At 76.1% G+C, this 19,291-nt stretch carries 14 protein-coding genes, 1 tRNA gene and 1 pseudogene; 2 read left to right on the forward strand and 14 right to left on the reverse strand.

Going from position 1 to position 19,291, the window contains the following annotated elements:
• Positions 1–514 precede the first annotated feature (514 nt).
• Entirely contained in the window at positions 515–1,621 is a 1,107-nt protein-coding gene (locus IHE55_RS32260; protein ID WP_197988997.1) for a hypothetical protein, read from the reverse strand.
• A 115-nt stretch (positions 1,622–1,736) separates the two neighbouring features.
• On the opposite strand from IHE55_RS32260, the gene IHE55_RS11845 reads away from it, so the two are divergent.
• Positions 1,737–2,405 carry an NAD(P)H-binding protein gene (locus IHE55_RS11845; RefSeq protein ID WP_197988998.1) on the forward strand — a complete coding sequence of 223 codons (669 nt, stop codon included), beginning with the start codon at positions 1,737–1,739 and terminating at the stop codon, positions 2,403–2,405.
• 347 nt (positions 2,406–2,752) lie between these two features.
• On the opposite strand, the gene IHE55_RS11850 is transcribed toward IHE55_RS11845, so the two are convergent.
• Positions 2,753–2,834: transfer RNA gene (locus tag IHE55_RS11850), tRNA-Tyr, on the reverse strand.
• A gap of 216 nt (positions 2,835–3,050) precedes the next feature.
• Here IHE55_RS11850 and IHE55_RS11855 point away from each other — a divergent pair.
• A complete protein-coding gene (locus tag IHE55_RS11855) occupies positions 3,051–3,539 on the forward strand; it encodes a YajQ family cyclic di-GMP-binding protein (RefSeq protein ID WP_197988999.1) in 489 nt (162 codons plus the stop codon).
• A 256-nt stretch (positions 3,540–3,795) separates the two neighbouring features.
• On the opposite strand, the gene IHE55_RS11860 is transcribed toward IHE55_RS11855, so the two are convergent.
• From IHE55_RS11860 to IHE55_RS11915, 12 genes and pseudogenes are all read right to left on the reverse strand, one after another.
• Entirely contained in the window at positions 3,796–6,570 is a 2,775-nt protein-coding gene (locus tag IHE55_RS11860) for a helix-turn-helix transcriptional regulator (protein ID WP_197989000.1), read from the reverse strand.
• A 1,119-nt stretch (positions 6,571–7,689) separates the two neighbouring features.
• Entirely contained in the window at positions 7,690–8,085 is a 396-nt protein-coding gene (locus tag IHE55_RS11865; protein ID WP_197989001.1) for a YccF domain-containing protein, read from the reverse strand.
• Positions 8,082–8,942, reverse strand: a complete 861-nt coding sequence (htpX, locus tag IHE55_RS11870) for a zinc metalloprotease HtpX (RefSeq protein WP_197989002.1) — start codon at positions 8,940–8,942, stop codon at positions 8,082–8,084. The genes IHE55_RS11865 and htpX overlap by 4 nt, the downstream gene beginning before the upstream one ends.
• 559 nt (positions 8,943–9,501) lie before the next feature.
• Positions 9,502–11,178 (reverse strand): NADH-quinone oxidoreductase subunit N, encoded by a 1,677-nt coding sequence (locus IHE55_RS11875; protein WP_197989003.1) that lies wholly within the window; start codon positions 11,176–11,178, stop codon positions 9,502–9,504.
• Positions 11,175–13,007 carry a complex I subunit 4 family protein gene (locus tag IHE55_RS11880; protein WP_307826617.1) on the reverse strand — a complete coding sequence of 611 codons (1,833 nt, stop codon included), beginning with the start codon at positions 13,005–13,007 and terminating at the stop codon, positions 11,175–11,177. The genes IHE55_RS11875 and IHE55_RS11880 overlap by 4 nt, the downstream gene beginning before the upstream one ends.
• Positions 13,008–13,010: 3 nt before the next feature.
• Complete coding sequence (locus IHE55_RS32630) at positions 13,011–13,367, reverse strand: hypothetical protein (RefSeq protein ID WP_372442656.1); 357 nt, start codon at positions 13,365–13,367, stop codon at positions 13,011–13,013.
• A gap of 88 nt (positions 13,368–13,455) precedes the next feature.
• Positions 13,456–15,201: pseudogene (locus tag IHE55_RS31135) on the reverse strand (NADH-quinone oxidoreductase subunit 5 family protein); the annotation flags it as partial.
• Entirely contained in the window at positions 15,198–15,563 is a 366-nt protein-coding gene (nuoK, locus tag IHE55_RS11895) for an NADH-quinone oxidoreductase subunit NuoK (protein ID WP_197989004.1), read from the reverse strand. The gene nuoK and the pseudogene IHE55_RS31135, both read right to left, overlap by 4 nt.
• The gene (locus tag IHE55_RS11900; RefSeq protein ID WP_197989005.1) at positions 15,563–16,306 is read right to left on the reverse strand and encodes an NADH-quinone oxidoreductase subunit J family protein; all 744 of its coding nucleotides are present in this window, start codon (positions 16,304–16,306) and stop codon (positions 15,563–15,565) included. The genes nuoK and IHE55_RS11900 overlap by 1 nt, the downstream gene beginning before the upstream one ends.
• Positions 16,303–16,881, reverse strand: a complete 579-nt coding sequence (locus IHE55_RS11905) for a NuoI/complex I 23 kDa subunit family protein (RefSeq protein WP_197989006.1) — start codon at positions 16,879–16,881, stop codon at positions 16,303–16,305. The genes IHE55_RS11900 and IHE55_RS11905 overlap by 4 nt, the downstream gene beginning before the upstream one ends.
• Positions 16,881–17,846, reverse strand: a complete 966-nt coding sequence (locus IHE55_RS11910) for a complex I subunit 1/NuoH family protein (RefSeq protein ID WP_197989007.1) — start codon at positions 17,844–17,846, stop codon at positions 16,881–16,883. Before IHE55_RS11910 ends, IHE55_RS11905 begins: the two co-directional genes overlap by 1 nt.
• The gene (locus IHE55_RS11915) at positions 17,843–19,243 is read right to left on the reverse strand and encodes an NADH-quinone oxidoreductase subunit C (protein WP_197989008.1); all 1,401 of its coding nucleotides are present in this window, start codon (positions 19,241–19,243) and stop codon (positions 17,843–17,845) included. The genes IHE55_RS11910 and IHE55_RS11915 overlap by 4 nt, the downstream gene beginning before the upstream one ends.
• Between the last annotated feature and the right edge of the window lie 48 nt (positions 19,244–19,291).

Below are 19,291 nucleotides of genomic sequence, written 5' to 3' on the forward strand. Positions count from 1 at the left end.
GGCGGCTGCCGGGCGGTGTGGCGGGCACGGGCCCGGCCGCGGGTCGGGCCGGTGTGCTCCGGCCGGCCGCCCCCGTCCCCGGCCGGCCGGGTTGGCGCCTCCGGGCCCGTGGCGTCCGGGCCCGTGTGCTCCGGCCCGCAGCCCCCGTCCCCGGCCGGCCGGGTTGGCGCCTCCGGGCCCGTGGCGGGTGCCTGCGGGCCACACAGCCCGGTGCGGGCTTCCCGAGGTCCGGTGCTTCTCGGGGTCTTCACCGGGGCGCCGTCGGCACGCGGGTCCGGGCCCGCGTGCTCGGGTCCCTCCACGGGCGCCCGGACGCGCGTACCGGGCGCGCCGGGCGCCTGCCGGACGGGCGGGGCCGTGGGGGCGGCCTCAGGGGCATACGGGTGCGCCGGTCCAGGCTGGGCCGGCGCCGATGACGCCGGTGGCCGGCCCGCACGGGGCTCCGCGGGGCGCGGGAGCCCCCAGGAGCGCCTGCGGCGCGGGCGGGGTCCCGAGGCCACCCGAACCCGGGACGCTACAGCGGCTCGACCGAGAAGTCGGCGTCCGCGTCCTCGTCGTCGGCCAGGTCGTCGAACCCCTCCTCGCCGAGGAACTCCTGGAACATCTCCTCGGGCCGGACGGTGTCGGCCGCGGGCGGGGCGGTGATCTCCCCGGCGGCCCCGAACTCGACGCCCACCGGGAACTTCTCGCCCTCGCGGCCCCCGTCCACCAGCGGCGCGAGGTCGGCACCGATGCCCGTCAGCGCGCCGTCCCGCACCGAGAAGTCGAGCGAGACCTCCTCGTCCGGCACGTCCCGGAGGTCCTTCGCCGTCGGCAGGTCCTCCCCGCCCGGGAGTTCCCCGGCGACCGGGCGCAGCGCGTCCACCACCCCGGTGAGCAGCTGCCGTGCCGAGCCGGTGGCCACCACATGGGTCACCCCGTCCCGGGTGCCCCGGTCCTCCACGGTGACCCCGTCGGCGACGGCCGTGCGGAGCGCGTCCAGCACCTTCTGCCCCTGGGCCGGCGACAGGCCGGGCGCGGTCCCGTCGGCCTTCCCCTTCCGCTTGGCCCCGGGCCCGAAACCGTCGAACGGGCCGTCCTCGGTCAGCTCGTCGGTGTCCACCCGGAACCACTTGTCGCCGAAGCGCTTGTCGAGCTCCTCCCCGAAGGGGCCGCCCTCCGGGCCCCCGGCGAGTTCGGCGAAGGCGCCGAAGTCGGCGCGGTAGTACACCGAGGTGCCGACCATCCGGTACTCGGCGAGGTCGGCGTCCCGGGTGCCGAACGTCAGCCGGGCGCCGACCAGGTCCTTCTCCCCCGCCTCGGCGATCGGCTTCTTCGCCCGCACCTCGAAGCGGACCCGCAGCCCGTCCACCGCCGGTGCCTCGCCGCCGCTCCCCGGCCCGGTCGGCGCGATGTCGAGCAGCTCGGCCATCCGCTCCGGCGGGGCGTCCAGCCGGAAGCTCACCGACAGCGATTCCCGCTCGCCGAGCCGCTCCACCGCGCCGTTGAGCCGCTCGCCCGGCGGGACGTTCCCGGCCTCGCCGCACCCGGCGAGGGTGACGGCCAGGACGGCCGCACAGCCCGCCACGGCCGACGTTCGGCGGGCGACGGGACGGCCGGGGACGCGGGAGGCGGTGGGCATGGGAACTCCTCGGTTCGTACGGACGCCCGGCGAACGCGTGTCGGACGGTCATCAAACAGACCGCTGGGAGCCGCTCACGGTTGCACGGCGCACCACACCGGTTACGGTCGGGACCATGCGCGTTGTGATCGCTGGTGGACATGGTCGGATCGCCCTGCGGCTGGAACGGCTGCTCGCCGGGCGCGGGGACGAGGTGGCGGGTGTCATCCGCCGGACCGGGCAGGCCGGAGACCTGCTCGCGGCGGGCGCGGAGCCGGTCGTGTGCGACCTGGAGTCGGCGTCGGTGGACGATGTGACGCGGCACCTGGAGGGCGCCGACGCGGCGGTCTTCGCCGCCGGCGCGGGCCCCGGCAGCGGCGCCGCCCGGAAGGAGACGGTGGACCGGGCCGCCGCGGTGCTCTTCGCCGACGCCGCCGAGCGGGCCGGGGTGCGCCGCTTCCTCGTGGTGTCCTCGATGGGCGCCGACCCCGCCGCCCAGGAGGGCCCGGACCCGGTCTTCACCGCCTATTTGCGGGCCAAGGGCGCCGCCGACGAGGCCGTGCGCTCCCGGTCGGGGCTGGACTGGACGGTGCTGCGCCCGGGCCGGCTGACCGACGACCCCGGCACCGGCCTGGTGACCCTCGCCGAGCACACCGGCCGCGGTGCGGTCACCCGGGACGACGTGGCCGCGACCCTGGTGGCCCTGCTGGACGAGCCGCGCACCGCCGGCCGCACCCTGGAGCTGATCGGCGGCGACGACCCGGTGACGGACGCGGTGCGCGCGATCGCCACGACGCCCGCGTAGCGGGGCACCCGGCGTAGCGGGGCACCCGCGGGGGACGCCGGCACCGCGGCGCACCCCGGCGGCGTCCGCGTCACGGCCCGGTGTCCACGGTCACGGCCCCGGTGTCGCGGTCACGGCGGCGCGGTCCGGGCGGCGCGGTCGGCCCCCGCGGTGGCGGCCCCCGTGGGGCGGTGCGGGGTGCTCACCGCCCCGTCCCGCGCTGGGCGTCCAGCGCCATGGGTGCAGGACGGCGGGGCCGGTGCAGGAGCCGGGCTGTGACAGAGGCCGGCGCGGTGGCCGGCGGGGCACGGGAACAGCGAACGGCCCCTGAAGCGTGTCTCCACGCTTCAGGGGCCGTTCCACTCCTGTGGCGGCGCCAGGATTCGAACCTGGGTAGGCTAAGCCGACGGATTTACAGTCCGCTCCCATTGGCCACTCGGGCACACCGCCTGGGATGAAGCCGGGATCTCGCTCTTGCGTCGGGACTCCCTGGCAACGACGTAAACAATACCCGATGCCCAGGGGTGCTCCGCCACCGGGTTGATCTCCGGTCGATCTTGGTCGGAGTGACTAGGCTGACCGGTGCGGTCCTCCCCTTCCCCGGCTGCCCGCCGGGCCGGCGGGGCCGCGTCCCTGACCGTTCTACGTACGAGGAGCCAACGCAATATGGCCGACTCCAGTTTCGACATCGTCTCGAAGGTCGAGCGGCAGGAGGTCGACAACGCGCTCAACCAGGCCGGCCGGGAGATCTCGCAGCGCTACGACTTCAAGAACGTGGGCGCCTCGATCGCCTGGTCGGGCGAGAAGATCGAGATGCGGGCCAACTCCGAGGAGCGGGTCAAGGCGATCCTCGACGTCTTCCAGTCCAAGCTGGTCAAGCGCGGGATCTCGCTGAAGGCGCTGGACGCCGGCGAGCCGCAGGCGTCCGGCAAGGAGTACAAGATCTTCGCCTCGCTGCAGGAGGGGATCTCGCAGGAGAACGCCAAGAAGGTCGCCAAGGTGATCCGCGAGGAGGGCCCGAAGGGCGTCAAGGCGCAGGTGCAGGGCGACGAGCTGCGGGTGTCCTCCAAGAGCCGGGACGACCTCCAGGCCGTGATCGCGCTGCTCAAGGGCAAGGACTTCGACTTCGCCCTGCAGTTCGTCAACTACCGCTGACCGCCGGCCCCGCGCCGTTGTCCGCCGGCCGTCCGGCCGCGCCCACCGGTGACGCCGCCGGGCGGTGACCGGGCCGGTCACCGCCCGGACGGACGGCGCGGTCACCACCCGCCCGGGCCCGCCCGCGGCGGTGCCCGCCGGCCGGTGCCGGAACCCCGGGCGGCCGTCGTACGCGGGCGGGGCGGACCGTCGTACGGGAGCAGGGGCCGTCGTACGGGGAGGGGCCCCGCGCCGGGGGGATCGGGACGGGCGTCGCTCAGGACTGGCGGAGGGCGGCCGACAGCTGGGCCCGGGAGCGTACGTCGAGCTTCTGGTAGATGCGGGTGAGCCGGGCCTCCACCGTCTTCACGCTCAGGAACATCTTCGCCGCGGCCTCCTGGTTGCTGGCGCCCTGGCAGACCAGCCGGGCGAGCCTCAGCTCCGCCTCGGTGAGCGGCGACGTACCGCCGGGGGCGCCGGCCCGGTCGCCCCGGGGGGCGGTCACCGGTTCGGCGGTGAGGGCGAGCCAGGGACGGGCGCCGAGCCGGGTGAACACCTCCGCCGCCGCCTGCAGCGCGGCCTGGGCCGGTGCCCGGCGCCGGCGCCGGCGCTCCACCCGGGCGATGTCGATGAGGGTGCGGCCCTGGTCCATCAGCAGCTCGCGCTCGGCATAGCGCCGCGCGGTCTCCTCCAGCCGGGCCACCGCGCCGCCCGGGTCCCCCTGGGCCGCCAGGCACACCGCCTCCGCCCGGTCCAGGCCGAGCAGCACGGTGTCCCGGCCGAGCCGCTCCGCGGTGGGGCGGGTGGCGGCGATGAGACCGGCGGCCTGCTCCGGCTCGTCGACGGCCACCAGCGCCAGCGCCAGCTCCTCGTGCCAGCGCAGCATGGACGGATCGACCACCTGCTGCGCTGTCTCCAGGTCCTGCACCGAGCGGAGGGTCCGTACCGCGGCGGCGACGTCACCGATGATCAGCTGGATGCGGCCGAGGGCGTAGCGGTTGCGGGCCAGGAAGACCTGGTCCCGCTCCTCCTCGGACGCCTGCACGCCGCGCCGGGCGTAGCTCGCGGCCCGCTGGAAGGAACCGCCGGCGGTCTCGGCGAGGGCCGAGGCGTACCAGGCGGGCCCCGGGGAGAGCCCGGCCTCCATGGTGAGTTCCAGCGACCGCCGGGCGTGGCCGAGGGCGGCGGTGCACTGGCCGAGGCGGACCTGCACCTCGGCGAGGGTGCGGCAGACCTCGATGACGTCCTCGGCGGTGCCCCGGCGCTCCACCACCGGCAGCAGGGCGATCAGCTGGGCGCGGGCCTCGGTGAGCCGGTCGTCGAAGAGCGCGTGCCGGATGGTGAGGATCTGCGCCGGGTTGAGCGCGCCGACCGGCCCCTCGGCGATCTCCAGGGCGCGGGCCCGGGCGAGGCTCTCCTCGGCCTCCTCGATGCCGAGGGAACGTTCCACCCGGGCGCGGACGGCCAGCGCCTGGGCGGCGGTGGAGCGGTCCCCGGCCTCCTCGGCGAGCGAGGCGGCGGCGATGGCCGCCTGGTGGGAGCGGTGCGGGTCACCGTCGGCGAGCAGGTGTTTCCAGGCCAGCCGGAGCTGCACGGCGGCGCGCAGCCGCAGGTCGTCACCGGCGTCCTGGAGGGCGTGCGCGTACTCCTGGTCGAGGTCGGCGAGCCCCTGTCCGGCGGTGTCGAAGACGGCGAGCCGGGCGCGTACCCGGTCGGCGGGGGTGGCGTCGCGGGCGAGGATGGCGTTGGCGGCGCGGCGGGCGAGGTCGGCGCGGCCGGCCCGGCCGGCGTCCCGGGCGGCGGTGACCAGACGGGCCAGTTCCGCCTCCGGCCGGCCGCCGGGGGTGCGCTCGGCGGCGAGCAGGGCGAGTTCGGCGGCGAGGGCGCGGTTGCCGCGCAGCCGGGACGCGGTGGCCGCCTCGGTGAGCGCGGCGGCCAGGTCCTCGTCGGCGGCGGTCCGGGCGAGGGCCCGGTGGCGTACCGCGTGGACGGCGTCGTACACCGCCTCGGCGAGCGCGGCGTGGCCGGCGGCCCGGGCGCCGGAGTCGGCCTCGGCGACCAGGGTGGCGCGGAGCAGGTCGGCGGTGAAGACCACGGCGCCGTCCTCGCCGAGGCTGATCAGACCGGCCTGTTCGGCGTCGGCGAGCTCGGAGTCCGCGGCGGGACGGCCGGCCCGGCGCAGCAGCGCGGCGGTGGGCCGGTGGGCGAGGGCGGCGAGGAAGAGCGCCTCGCGGACCGGCGGGGTCACCCGGTCCAGCATCCGCCGGGCGGCCAGCCGTACCTGCCCGGTGAGCGGCAGGCCGTCGGCGTGGTGCACCGAGGGCCGGGAGACCTTCAGCGAGCGGCCCACGGTCAGGGCGAGGCGGGCGTTGCCGCCGCTGGCCTGGTGGACGCGGCCGGCCAGCCGGTACGGCAGCCCGTGCCGGACCAGCAATTCGGCCACCTCGTCGGCGTCGAGCGGCGGGACCACGATGACCTCCGGTCCGCCGAGGCCGGCGACCACGTCGGTGCCCGGGTCGATGCCCGGGTCGGTGCCGTGCAGCTGTTCGACGAGGATGACCCGGAGCCGGGGCGGCGCGAGGTGGAGGGCGAAGCGGAGCACGGCGGCGGACTCCGGGTCGAGCCAGTGGGCGTTGTCCACCACCAGCAGCGCCGGGGCGCCGGAGCCCAGCGCGCGCAGCAGCCCGGCGACGGCCATCCGCAGCGCGATCGGGTCCCGGCCGCCCTCCGGCGGCGGCACCTGGCGCAGCGCCACGGCGACCGCCTCACGCTGCGGTTCGGGGAGCCCGGCGAGGAGTCCGGCGGGGGCGGCGGCCAGCAGGGTGGCGGTGACCGCGCCGGGTATGTGCCGGTCGGCCTCCTCCGGCACCAGGGACATCACGGTCTCGCCGCGGTGCTCGGCACGGGCCGCGGCGGCCGCGGCGAGCGCGGTCTTGCCGACGCCGGCGGCTCCGGTGAGGACCACCCGCCCGCGCTCGCCCAGCGCCCGCTCCAGCCGGGCGAGCAGATCCGCCCGGCCCACGGGCGCCTCCAGATACGGGCTCAACGCCATCTCCACCATCCCTCGGGCCGGTGTGGTTCCTGCCGGAAGGATACGGACCGGGTCCGGCGGCACCGCGCGCGGCAGCGCCCCGGGCGCAGGTCAGGCATGGTGCGGGCGGAGGACCTCGGACGGCGGGGCGGTTTCGCGCCGGGCGGGCGCGGGTTCAGGGCCGGCCTCGGGGTTCCGGCCGGTCTCGGGGTCCAGGCAGTGGTCTCGGGGTCCGGGCCGGCCTCAGGGCTCCGGTCCACAGGGCTCCGGGCGGTGGTCTCGGACGGCGGGGCGGTTTTCGCGCCGGCCTCGCCAAGGCGTGGCCGCCTGGTTCGGGGCGGGATGGTGCCGGGTGGGGGGGGGCACCGTGGGCGGCGGGGCACCGTGGGCGGGTGCGGACTGCGTGTACGGGCGGGCCGATGCGGGGACTCTGAGCCGGCCTCGGACGGTGGGGCGGCGGGTGGTTCCGTACGGGCGGTTCCACCACCGGGCGGCGCGGGGGCACGGCGATCGGGTGCGGGGCACGGCGGGCCGGGCGGTTCCGAACGGCGAGCGGGCCGGTCCGATCTCCGGGCAGCGGTCGCGTCACCTGACGGGCGGGTGCGGGATCGCGAAGAACGGCGAGCCAGCGGAGTCTGCGTGCGGGGACCGGCGAGCCGGTGGGCGGTCCTACGGGCGGCGGGCGGGCGCGAGGCCGGGGAAGGGGCCGGCTGGGTCAGGCCGGGGCGTCCGCCGGACGTGACCGGTGGTCTCCGCATTGCTCATGAGACCTGACCGTGCGAGACATCTCCGGCGCCCGTCGTGGGGGACGGAGGCGGGAGGCTTCCACACGGCCCGGAAGCGGAGACCACCGGTGGGCAGACAGTAGGCAGCGCGGAGATGACGTGGAAACGGGGAAAACCCTAGGGAGGACGAGGGTCGGCCGCGGCGGCCCACCGGCGGCGGCCGGCCTCCGCCCGCCGCCACCCTCCGACCAGCGGCGACGCGCTCATCCGGGGTGGCCGCGCCCCGGATGCCGCCGGAAGCGCCCGGACGGGCCGGAGGCCCGGACGGCAGCCCGCCGGGCGAGGCAGCCGCCGGGGCCGGGGCGGAAGGTCGCGGAGGCGGGACGGAAGGCCGGGGCGGGGAGCGGTGCCGGCGTCAGACGCGCCGGCCGAACGGCGCGTCGGTGCGGACGATCTCGTGGCCCAGCGGGGTCAGCGAGACCGGGATCAGCTTGAAGTTCGCCAGTCCCAGCGGGATGCCGATGATCGTGACGCACAGCAGCAGACCGGTGATCACGTGGCTGAGCGCCAGCCACCAGCCCGCCAGCACCAGCCAGAGGACGTTGCCCACGCAGGACGCCGCGCCCGCGTCCCGGCGGGGCACCGCGGTGCGGCCGAAGGGCCACAGGGCGAAACCGGCGATGCGGAAGGACGCGATCCCGAACGGGATGCCGATGACCGTGACACAGAGCAGCAGGCCGGCGAGGACGTAGCCGCAGGCCAGCCAGAAGCCCGAGAACACCAGCCAGATCAGGTTGAGGAGGGTCTTCATCGCGGACCCGCCATCTCCTCCAGGCGGGAGATCCGTTCGCTCATCGGCGGGTGGGTGGAGAAGAGCTTGGCCATGCCGGCGCCGGGCCGGAAGGGGTTGGCGATCATCATGTGTCCGGCCGTCTCCAGACGTGGCTCGGCGGGCAGGGGCAATGCCTTCGTACCCGCTTCCAGCTTGCGCAATGCGCTGGCGAGGGCGAGCGGATCACCGGTGAGCTGGGCGCCCGACGCGTCCGCCTCGTACTCCCGGGAGCGGCTGACCGCGAGCTGGATCAGCGAGGCGGCGAGCGGGCCGAGGATCATGATGAGCAGCATGCCGAGGAGGCCGGGCCCCTCGTCGTCGTCCGAGCGGCCTATGGGGATCAGCCAGGCGAAGTTCACGAGGAACATCACCACGGAGGCGAGCGCGCCGGCGACCGACGAGATCAGGATGTCCCGGTTGTAGACGTGGCTCAGCTCATGGCCGAGGACGCCGCGCAGCTCCCGCTCGTCGAGCATGCGGAGGATGCCCTCGGTGCAGCAGACGGCCGCGTTCCGCGGGTTGCGGCCGGTGGCGAAGGCGTTCGGCGCGGGGGTCGGGGAGATGTACAGCCGTGGCATCGGCTGCCGCGCGGCGGTGGAGAGCTCCCGCACCATGCGGTAGAGCTCGGGCGCCTCGAACTCGCTCACCGGGCGGGCCCGCATCGCCCGCAGGGCCAGCTTGTCGCTGTTCCAGTAGGCGTAGGCGTTGGTGGCGAGGGCCACCAGGACCGCGATGACCAGGCCGGCCCGGCCGAAGAGGCTGCCGATCACGATGATGAGTGCGGACAGTCCCCCGAGGAGTACGGCGGTCTTGAGCCCGTTGTGCCGACGGTGCACGGTACGCCCTCCAAATGACGCGGCGGGGGGAACCCTCTTTTTCGGGGAATATCCACCTTCCAGTGGACCCTCCTGATCTGCACAACGCCAGACGGAAGACACGGGTTCCCCGCGGGTGGCGGGGCGGGCGCGGAGCGGAGGCGGGTGATCCGGTCCGGGCCGGTGGACACGGGGCCGCGCGGGGCACGGCGGCCCGGACACGACCGGCGGGCCCGGGTGGCGGGTGCGGCCTGGTCACGACCGGGCCGGCCGGGTGGCGGTGCGGCCGGAGGTGGTCCCGCGTGCGGTCCGGGCCGGGGCCGGGATCCGGGCGGCGGCGCAGCGGTACGGCGGGGAGTGGCGGCGCTGCACGGCCGCGCCGGAAGGCGTGGCGCGGCTCCTCCCGCCTCCCGGCCCCGGCCCGGCCGCCGGGCTCCTGCGATCCCGGCCCGCGGACCGGAGGTCCCCGGCCGGCGGTCCCCCACCGGAGTCCGGCCGGATCAGCGGCCCACCGGGTCACCGAGCCGCCGGACCAGCGGCCCACCGGATCAGCGACCCGCCCGCTCGGCGGCCCGCCGGGTCAGAAGAGCGAGCCGGCGGCGAAGTGCAGCACCAGCTGCGGGGCCACCGAGAGCGCCACACCGGCCAGGGTGGCCAGGCCGATGGCCGCGGCGAGGGCCACCGGCGTACGCTCCCCGGCGCGCCCGGCCGCGGGGGCGACCGCGCCGGCGCTCTCCGTCCCCGGCACCGGGGCGACGGCCCCGCCCGGGGCGACGGCCCCGCCCGCCGCGGTGGCCGTGGCCGCCGCCGCGACCGGTGCGGGCGCCGGCTCCGCAGCGCCGGCCGCCGGCGCCTCCGCCGGCCCGGCACCGCCGCGGAAGAGCACGGCCGTCCACCGGAGGTAGTAGACGAGCGCGATCACCACGTTGACCGCCATCACCACCGCGAGCCAGCCGAGCCCGGCGTCCACGGCGGTGGAGAAGACCGCGACCTTGGCGAAGAGCCCGATGACGCCCGGCGGCAGGCCGGCCAGGCAGAGCAGGAAGAAGCCCAGGCAGAGGGCGGCGAGCGGGCGGGTGGCGTAGAGCCCCCGGTAGTCGTCGATCCGGTTGGCCGGGCTGCGCCGGGCGACGAGCGCGGCGACGCCGAAGGCGCCCAGGTTGACCGCCGCGTACATCAGTCCGTACGCCACGGTGGCGCCGATCGCGTGGGCCGCGTCCCGGCCCCGGTCCGCGTAGCCGGCGGCGGCCACCGGCACCAGCAGGTAGCCGGCCTGTCCCACCGAGGACCAGGCGAGCAGCCGGACCGCGCTGTGCGGGCGGTCCGGGCGCTGCCGGAGCGCGCCGGCGTTGCCCACCGTCATGGTGAGCGCCGCGAGCACCGCCAGCACCGGGCCCCACACCTCGTCGTAGCCGGGGAAGGCGAGGACGGTGACGAGGATGATGCCGGTGAACCCGACCGCCTTGCCCACCACGGACAGGTAGCCGGCCACCGGCAGCGGTGCCCCCACGTAGGTCTCGGGCACCCAGAAGTGGAACGGGACGGCGGCGGTCTTGAAGGCGAAGCCGATCAGGGTCAGGGCGACGCCGGCGCGGGCGAGGTTCGCCAGCCCCGGATCCACACCGGCGAGGCCGTCGGCGACGGCGGTCAGGTGCATGCTGCCGGTCGCGGCGTAGACGAAGCTCACGCCGAGCAGGGTGACGGCGGTCGCGGTGACCGAGGAGAGGAAGAACTTCAGCGCCGCCTCGGCGGACGCCCGGTCCCCGCGCCGCAGGCCGACCAGTGCGAAGGCCGGCAGCGAGGCGACCTCCAGGGCGACGACCAGGGTCGCCAGGTCGCGGGCGGCGGGCAGCAGCAGGGCCCCGGCGACGGCGGAGAGCAACAGGAACCAGAACTCGCCCGCGGGCAGCCGCCGGTCCGTCACCGCGTCGATCGACAGCAGCGCGGCGAGCAGCGCGCCGACGACCACCAGCAGCTGGACGGCGACGGTGAAGTCGTCGGCCACATAGCTGCACAGCCCGCCGTCGGACGGGGTGGTCAGGCAGAAGGTGTCGCGGTCGCCGTGGCGCAGCGGCAGCAGCGCCAGCCCGGCCAGCACGATGCCGGCCACCGCGAGCCGGCCCAGGACCGGCTTGCGCTCCTCGGGCAGGAACAGGTCGGCGACGAGCACGGCGATGGCCACGACGGCGGCGACGGTGGGCGGGGCGACGGCGACCCAGTCGACGGACTGGACGAGGTTCGCGGCACCGGCGGTCATCGGACGCCTCCTGCGAGGAGCTGCTGCACGGCCGGTTCGGTGAGGCCGAGGAGAACCGCGGGCCACAGTCCGGCGAGGACGGTGAGGGCCACCAGGGGGGTCCAGGCGGCCAGCTCGTACCCACGGACGTCGGGGGGCCCGGCCGCCGCCACCGCCCCGCTGCCGCCGGCCCCGGTGGCGTGCGGTGCGGCGCCGTGGGGCGCGGTGCCGTCCGTACCGGCGCCGTGCGGCGTGTCACCCCCGGACGCGGCACCGCCGGACGCGGCACCTCCCGACGCGCCGGGCGCGTCACCGCCCGGTACGGCACCCCCGGGCGTGGTGGCGAGCGGCGGGGCGCCCGCCGGGACGGGGGTCATGGCGGCCACCGCCCCGGTGCGGTCGGCCGGGTCGCCCATGCACACCCGGCGCACCACGATCAGCAGGTACGCGGCGGTGAGCAGGGTGCCGAACGCGGCGATGGCGAGGTACGTGCGGAACGCCGGGCGGCTCAGCCCGGCCGCCGGGTCGTAGGCCCCGAACATGGCGAGCATCTCGCCCCAGAACCCGGCGAGCCCGGGCAGGCCGAGGGAGGCCACCGCGCCGAAGGCCAGCAGCCCGCCCAGCCGGGGCGCCCGGCCGTAGAGGGCGGCGCCGGTGCGGCCCGCCAGCCGGTCCAGATCGGTGCTGCCGTAGCGGTCCTTGACCGCACCGACCAGGAAGAACAGCAGTCCGGTGATGAGTCCGTGGGCGATGTTGGCGAACAGCGCGCCGTTCACCCCGGTGGGGGTGAGGGTGGCGATGCCCAGCAGGACGAACCCCATGTGGCCGACGGAGGAGTACGCGATCAGGCGCTTCAGGTCGCGCCCGCCGCCGGCGGGGGCGGCGCCCTTCGCGAGGGTGGTGGCGGGGGACGGGAGGGCCAGCGCCAGGCAGGCGAGGGATCCGTAGATGATGCCGACGACCGCGAACGCCGCCAGGTAGGGCGCGAAGGTGTGCGCCCCCTCCGGGGCCATGGGCAGCACGATGCGGACGAAGCCGTAGGTGCCCATCTTCAGCAGGACGCCGGCGAGCAGGACCGAGCCGACCGTGGGGGCGGCGGTGTGCGCGTCCGGCAGCCAGCTGTGCAGCGGCCACATCGGGGTCTTCACGGCGAGCCCGATGCCGATGGCCAGGACCGCCAGGAGCTGGGTGGTGTGGCTCAGGCCGGCGCCGTCGGCCCGGGCGAGCGCCACCATGTCGAAGGTGCCGCCCTCGATGCCGAGGAGGAGCAGGCCCAGCAGCATCACGACGGAGCCGAGCAGGGTGTAGAGGATGAACCGCCAGGCGGACCGCTCCCGGTCGGCGCCTCCCCATCCGTTGATGAGGAAGTACATCGGGATCAGCACCATCTCGAACGCCAGGAAGAACAGCATCAGGTCCAGCACCGCGAAGCTGGCCAGGGTGCCGCCCTCCAGGAGCAGCAGCAGCGCCACGAAGGCCTTCGGGGACGGGCCGGCGGGCATCACGAAGTAGCTGTAGAGGGCGCAGAGGAAGGTCAGCAGCGCGGTCAGCACCAGCAGCGGGAGCGAGATGCCGTCCACCCCGAGGTGAATGCGGATGTCCAGCGCCGGGATCCAGCTGATGTCGGTCTGCGCCTGCATCCGGGCCGGGTCGTCGTGGTCGAAACCGGCGGCCAGGGCGACCGCGGCGGCCAGGACGGCACCGGTGACGGTGACGCCGTGCCGCAGCACCGCCTGCTCGGGGCTGCGGCCCTTCAGCCCGGGCGGGGCCGGGAGCAGGGCGGCGACCGAGCCGGCCAGCGGGAGCAGGACGACGGCCACCAGGAGGAGCTGCAGGACGGTGTGGTTCACGGGTCAGGCTCCGGCTGCGACGAGGACGGCGGCGACGGCCAGGACGAGGGACCCGGCGAGCAGCGCGCCGAGGTAGGTCTGCACGTTGCCGGTCTGGGCCCGGCGGACGGCCGCGCCCAGCCAGCGGGGCGCGGTGCCGGCGCCGCGTACGTAGGTGTCCACGACCTCGCGGTCGAGGAAGCGGACGAGCCGGGCGGCGCCGCGCACCGGCCGGACGAGGAGCGCGTGGTACACGGCGTCCAGGTGGAAGCCGTCCGCGGCGTGGCGGTGCAGCGGCCCGAGGAGGAGGCGGCCGGGGTCGGCGGGTTCGCGGGCGGCGGCCACGTCCTCGTAGACCGCGTCGTGGGTGGCGATGGCCACGGCCTCCGAGGCGGCGGGTTCGGCGTGCGGCGCGGGGAGCACCGGGGCCGGGGGGCGCGGAGGGCGCCGGGGCGGTGCCGGAGGCCGGCCGGGCGGCGCGGGCGGTGGCCTGCCGCCAGGCCGCCCAGGTGACGCCCGCGCCGGTCAGCGCCAGTCCGGTGCCGAGCAGCGAGGTGGTCGCGGTGGGGTCGAGCGAGTCGCCGTCGAACCAGTCGGGCAGCACGGTGAAGAGCAGCCCGGCGGCGAGCGCGGGGACCGCCAGGACCCACAGCACCGCGTTCATCACCAGCGGCACGGGCACCGGCCGCGCCGGGTCCGGGGCGGCCGGGGGCTTCCGGGGCGGCCGTCGGGACGGCGTCCGGGGTGCCGGCGGGCACGGCGGGGGGCCGGGTGCGGGGGCGGGGGCCGCGGCGGCGGCCCGGCCGGCGCGGCCCGGCGCGCCGGCCAGCAGCCACAGGCGGGCCGCGTAGGCGGCGGTGAGCGCGGCGGTGACCAGCCCGGCGGTCAGCACGGTCCAGCCCACCGCCTCCGGTACGCCCGCCCGGTGGCCGAGCGCGGTGTGCTCGGCGGCGCCCAGCACGGCCTCCTTGGAGAAGAAGCCGCTGAAGGGCGGCAGCGCGGCGAGGGCGAGCAGCCCGATGGTGAGCGTCCAGAAGGCGTCCGGGGCCTTGCGGGCGATGCCGCCGGTCCGGGCCATCGCGGCGAGCGAGTTCGTCCCCGCGGCGTGGATGATCACGCCGGCGGCGAGGAACAGCAGCGCCTTGAACGCGCCGTGGCTGATCAGGTGGAAGACCGCCGCGCCCCGGTCGCCGACGGCCAGCGCGCCGGTCATGTAGCCGAGCTGGCCGATGGTCGAGTAGGCGAGCACCCGTTTGATGTCGTCCTGGGCGAGCGCGGCCAGCGCCGAGCCGGTCATGGTGACGGCCGCGAGCACCGCGAGCACCACCAGCGCGGCGGCGGAGGCGGTGAACACCGGCAGCAGCCGGGCGATGAAGTAGACCCCGGCCGCGACCATGGTGGCGGCGTGGATCAGCGCCGACACCGGGGTGGGGCCGGCCATCGCGTCCGGCAGCCAGGTGTGCAGCGGGAACTGCGCGGACTTGCCGGCCACCCCGGCCAGCAGCAGCAGCGCGATCAGGGTCGGGTGGTCCAGGGCGAAACCGGAGCCGGGGGTGGTGAGCCGGGCGTGGATCTCGCTGATGCGGAACGTACCGGCGTCCGAGGCGAGCGCGAAGATGCCGATCAGGAACGGCACGTCGCCCAGCTTGGTGACGAGGAACGCCTTGAGGGAGGCGGAGCGGGCCGCCGCGGTCTCCCAGTAGTGGCCGACCAGGAAGTACGAGCAGATGCCCATCACCTCCCAGCCGACCAGCAGCACCATCAGGTCGTCGGTGTAGACCACCAGCAGCATCGCGGAGGTGAACAGCGACACCACGGCGGCGTAGGAGGCGTACCGCGGGTCGTCGCGCAGGTAGCCGGTGGAGTAGACCTGCACACAGCTGGCCACCACGCCGACCAGCACCGCCACCAGCGCGGCGAAGCCGTCGACGTGCAGCGCGAGGTCGATGGGGACCGAGCCGGTGTCGGCGAGCCGGGTGGCCGCGCGCACCGGGTCCTCCCCGCCCTGCCGGGCCGCGACGACGACCGCCAGGACGGTGGCCGCCAGGGTCGGCAGCACCGCCAGCGGCCGGACGAAGCCGGGCCGGAAGAGCACCGCGCGCAGCCCCGGGCCGGGTTCCGCCCCCGAGGCCGGCGGGCGGCCCAGCAGCAGCCCCGCGAGGGCACCGAGGAAGGGCAGCAGCGGTACCAGTACCGCGGTGGTCGTGGTGGTCACGCGGCGGCCTCCGCCTTCCGCTCGCCGGGGCCCGGCTCCGGGGCGGTGGCCGCGGGCCGCTCGGCGAGGTCCGTGAGCTTGTCGACGTCCGCGGTGCCGCGGCTGCGATACACCATCAGGACGATGGCCAGTCCGATGCCGATCTCGGCGGCGGCGATGGCGATGATGAAGAGGGTGAGCGCCTGGCCGGCGTGGAGGGTGTCGCGCAGCCACACGTCGAAGGCGACCAGGTTGAGGTTGACCGCGTTGAGCATCAGCTCGACCGACATCAGCACCAGGATCGCGTTGCGGCGGGCGAGGACCCCGTACAGGCCGGTGCAGAACAGCAGCACGGCCAGGACGGCCGGGTAGGCGAGGTGCATCAGCGCGTCTCCTTGCCGGTCGCACGGTCGGGGCCGGGACCGGACGGCCCGGAGGAGCCGGAGGCACCAGGGGTACGGGAGCGGTCGGGTGTGCCGGGGGTACGCGAGCGGTCGGGGGCGCCGGACCGGATCGGGTTGCCGCGGCTGCCGGAGCGGACCGGGTTGCCGGACCGGCCGCGGGGGCGGGCCGCCGCCCGGCCGCCGTCCCCGTCCTGCCTGCGGGACAGCACGATGGCCCCCACCAGGGCGGCGAGCAGCAGCACCGACAGCGCCTCGAAGGGCAGCACCCAGTGCCGGAACAGGCTCACCCCGGTCACCTCGGTGGAGCCCTGCACGCTCGCCCCGACATCGATCCAGGTGGTCCGGAACGCGTCCACCACCACCCAGACCAGGGTGCCGGCGGAGGCCAGCGCCACCGCCAGCGCGGCCCAGCGGTTGCCGGAGTCGGCGTCCGGGGACCGGCCGATGGGCGCCCTGGTGAGCATCAGGCCGAAGAGCAGCAGGACGACCACCGAGCCGACGTAGATCAGCACCTGGACCCAGGCGATGAACTCGGCGGTGAGCAGCAGGTACTCCACGGCCAGCCCGCCGAGCGCCACCACCAGCCAGAGCGCGGCGTGCACCAGCTGCCGGGTGGTGACGGTGACGACGGCCGCGCCGAGGGTGACGATCCCGACCAGCAGGAAGACGATCTCCACGCCGGTCGGTGAGAGGAAGCCGTGGGAGGCGGCGGCGAGGTTCACGCGTCGCCCTCCCCGGCCCGCCGGTCCCCGGCCGCCCCGGTCTCCGCCGCGGCGGCCAGCTTCTCCGCGGTCTTCCGGGCCGCCGCGATCTCCTTGGGCTCCTCCGCGCCCGGGTCGAGCGCGGGCGGGGCCGGCACCGTCCACATCCACTCGCGGAGCTTGTCCCGCTCGTGGGTGAGGTCGCGGATGTCGGTCTCGGCGTACTCGAACTCCGGCGACCAGAACAGCGCGTCGAAGGGGCACACCTCCACGCAGATGCCGCAGTACATGCAGAGCGAGAAGTCGATCGCGAACCGGTCGAGCACATTGCGGCTGCGCTCCCGGCCGCCGGGCGCGGCGGGGGGCATCGTCTCCTTGTGGGAGTCGATGTAGATGCACCAGTCGGGGCACTCGCGGGCGCACAGCATGCAGACCGTGCAGTTCTCCTCGAACAGGCCGATCACCCCGCGGGACCGCGGCGGCAGCTCGGGCGTGACGTCGGGGTACTGCGCGGTCTGCGCCTTCCGCGTCATGGTGCGGAGGGTGACGGCCAGTCCCTTGGCCAGTCCGGACCCGGGGAACGGGGAGCGGGACATCAGGAGATCACCACCTTGACCACCCCGGTGAGGGCGATCTGGGCCAGTGCCAGCGGAATCAGTACGGTCCAGGCGAGCCGCTGAAGCTGGTCCTCACGGAGCCGCGGGTAGGTCACCCGCAACCAGATGACGACGAAGGCGAGCACCGCGGTCTTCAGCAGCATCCACAGCCAGCCGAGGCCGTCGGGCCACGGGCCGTGCCAGCCGCCGAGGAAGAGCACCGAGGTCAGCGCGCACAGCACGACGATGCCGGCGTACTCGGCGAGCAGGAACAGCGCGAAGCGCAGCCCGCTGTACTCGGTGTACGCGCCGAAGATGATCTCGGAGTCGGCGACCGGCGCGTCGAACGGCGGGCGCTGGAGCTCGGCCAGCCCGGCGGTGAAGAACACCAGGCCGCCCACCGCCTGCCAGGGCACCCACCACCACTCGAAGGCGTCGAGGATGCCGGGCAGCGAGACGGTGCCGGCCGCCATCGCCACCGACGCCGCGGTCAGCAGCAGCGGCAGTTCGTACGCCATCAGCTGCGCGGCCGTCCGCAGGCCGCCGAGCAGCGAGAACTTGTTCGCCGACGCCCAGCCCGCCATCAGCGAGCCCAGCACGCCGACGCCCATCACGGCGAGCACGAAGAAGATGCCCGCGTCCACGAACTGGCCGACGGCGTTGTCCGGCCCGATCGGGATGGCGACGAGCACCAGCAGGTACGGCAGCAGCGCGACGGCGGGCGCCAGCTGGAAGATCCGGCGGTCGGCCCCGGCCGGGACGATGTCCTCCTTCTGCGCGAACTTCACCCCGTCGGCGAGCAGCTGGGCCCAGCCGTGGAAGCCGCCGGCGTACATCGGCCCGAGCCGGCCCTGCATGTGTGCCATCACCTTGTGCTCGGTCTGCCCCAGCACCAGCGGGAAGACCAGGAACACCAGGAAGACGGCGAGCAGTCGCAGCGCGACGTCGAGGACGTCGGTACTCACGAGTCGCCCCCTTCGGCGGTGTCGGTGGTGCGGGTGCTGCCGGGCTCACCGGGTGTGCCGGTGGTGCCGGGTGTGCCGGTGGTGCCGGGTGTGCCGGTGGTGCCGGATGCGGTGTCTTCCGTGCCTGCGGTGTTCTCGGCGTCCGCGGTGTTCTCGGCGTTCTTGGCGTTCGCGGCGTTCTTGGCGTTCGCGGCGTCAGCGGCATCCGTACCGGCTGCCGTGCCTCCGGCGTCTGCGGGTGGGGTGCCGGTGCGGCCGCCGGTGCCGTCCGCACCGTCCGTGGCGCCGGTGGTGGGCCTGTCGCCGGCACCGCCCGTCGGCTCCTCGTACGCCGGGCGCGCGTGGTGCCAGGGGGCGTCCGACGAGCGGCGTACGCGCGCCGGTGGCTCCGTCGGTGCGGTGCCCGTACCACCGGCGGCGTGCGCCCCCGGCTTCCGTTCCCCGCCTCCGGCCGGCGGTCCGCCCGGGGCCGGTGCGGCGCCCGGGGCCGGTGCGGCGCCAGGGGCCGGTGCGGCACCCGGGGCCGGTGCGGCACCCGGTCGGTCACCGCGCTGGCTGGCCGAGCCCTCGCTGACGCTCCGGGACCGGCGCGGCGGACGCGCCGCCGGGGCCGGCGGGGCGGCGGAGGCCTCGGGGGCACCGCCGGCCTGGGCCCGCTGGCTGGCCGAACCCGCGCCGGCGGTACGCATCCGCCGCGCCGGCCGTTCGCCCGCGGGCGCGGCGGCACCACCCGCGGCGGCACCACCCGCGGCGGCACCGCCCGCGGCGCGCGCACCCCGGGCCGGGCGGGCCGGGGCCGGCGGCAGCTGGCCCTTCAGCGGGCCCCAGTCGTTGGGGTCGGGAACCCCGGGCGGCAGCATCTGGCGCCGCTTGGGGCCGCCGTGCCCGGCGCCCACCCCCGACTCCCCCGGCTCCTTGGCGCCGGGCCACGCCTTGGCGACCCGCGCCGCCAGCACGAAGTCCTTGCGCAGCGGATGGCCCTCGAAGTTCTCCGGCAGCAGCAGCGGCACCAGGTGCGGGTGGCCGGTGAAGGCGACGCCGAACATCTCGTGCGTCTCCCGCTCGTGCCAGGCGGCGCCGGCGTAGACGTCGGTGACGGTCGGCAGCGCCGGCGCGTCGTGCGGCACGGTGGTGCGGACCAGCAGGCGGCGTACCACCGGGCCGGGGCCGCCGGGCTCGCCGAGCGCCGCGACGTGCGCGCACACCCGGAAGCCGGTGCCCGGCTCGTCCACCGCGCTCAGCCAGTCGAAGTAGGTGCAGCCCAGGGCGGAGCGGGCGCTCCCCAGGGCGGCGTGCCAGGCCTCGGCGGGCACGTCCACCGTCAGCAGGTCGTACGCCTCCTCCGCCGTCGCGCCGGCGCCGAAGATCTCCTCGGCGGGCGCGGGCAGCCACCCCACCGGCGGCCGGTCCGCCGCCGGGGCACCGGACGCAGGGGCGCCGGCGGT

It is taken from the genome of Streptomyces pactum (genome assembly GCF_016031615.1).
GTDB classification, from domain to species: domain Bacteria; phylum Actinomycetota; class Actinomycetes; order Streptomycetales; family Streptomycetaceae; genus Streptomyces; species Streptomyces pactus.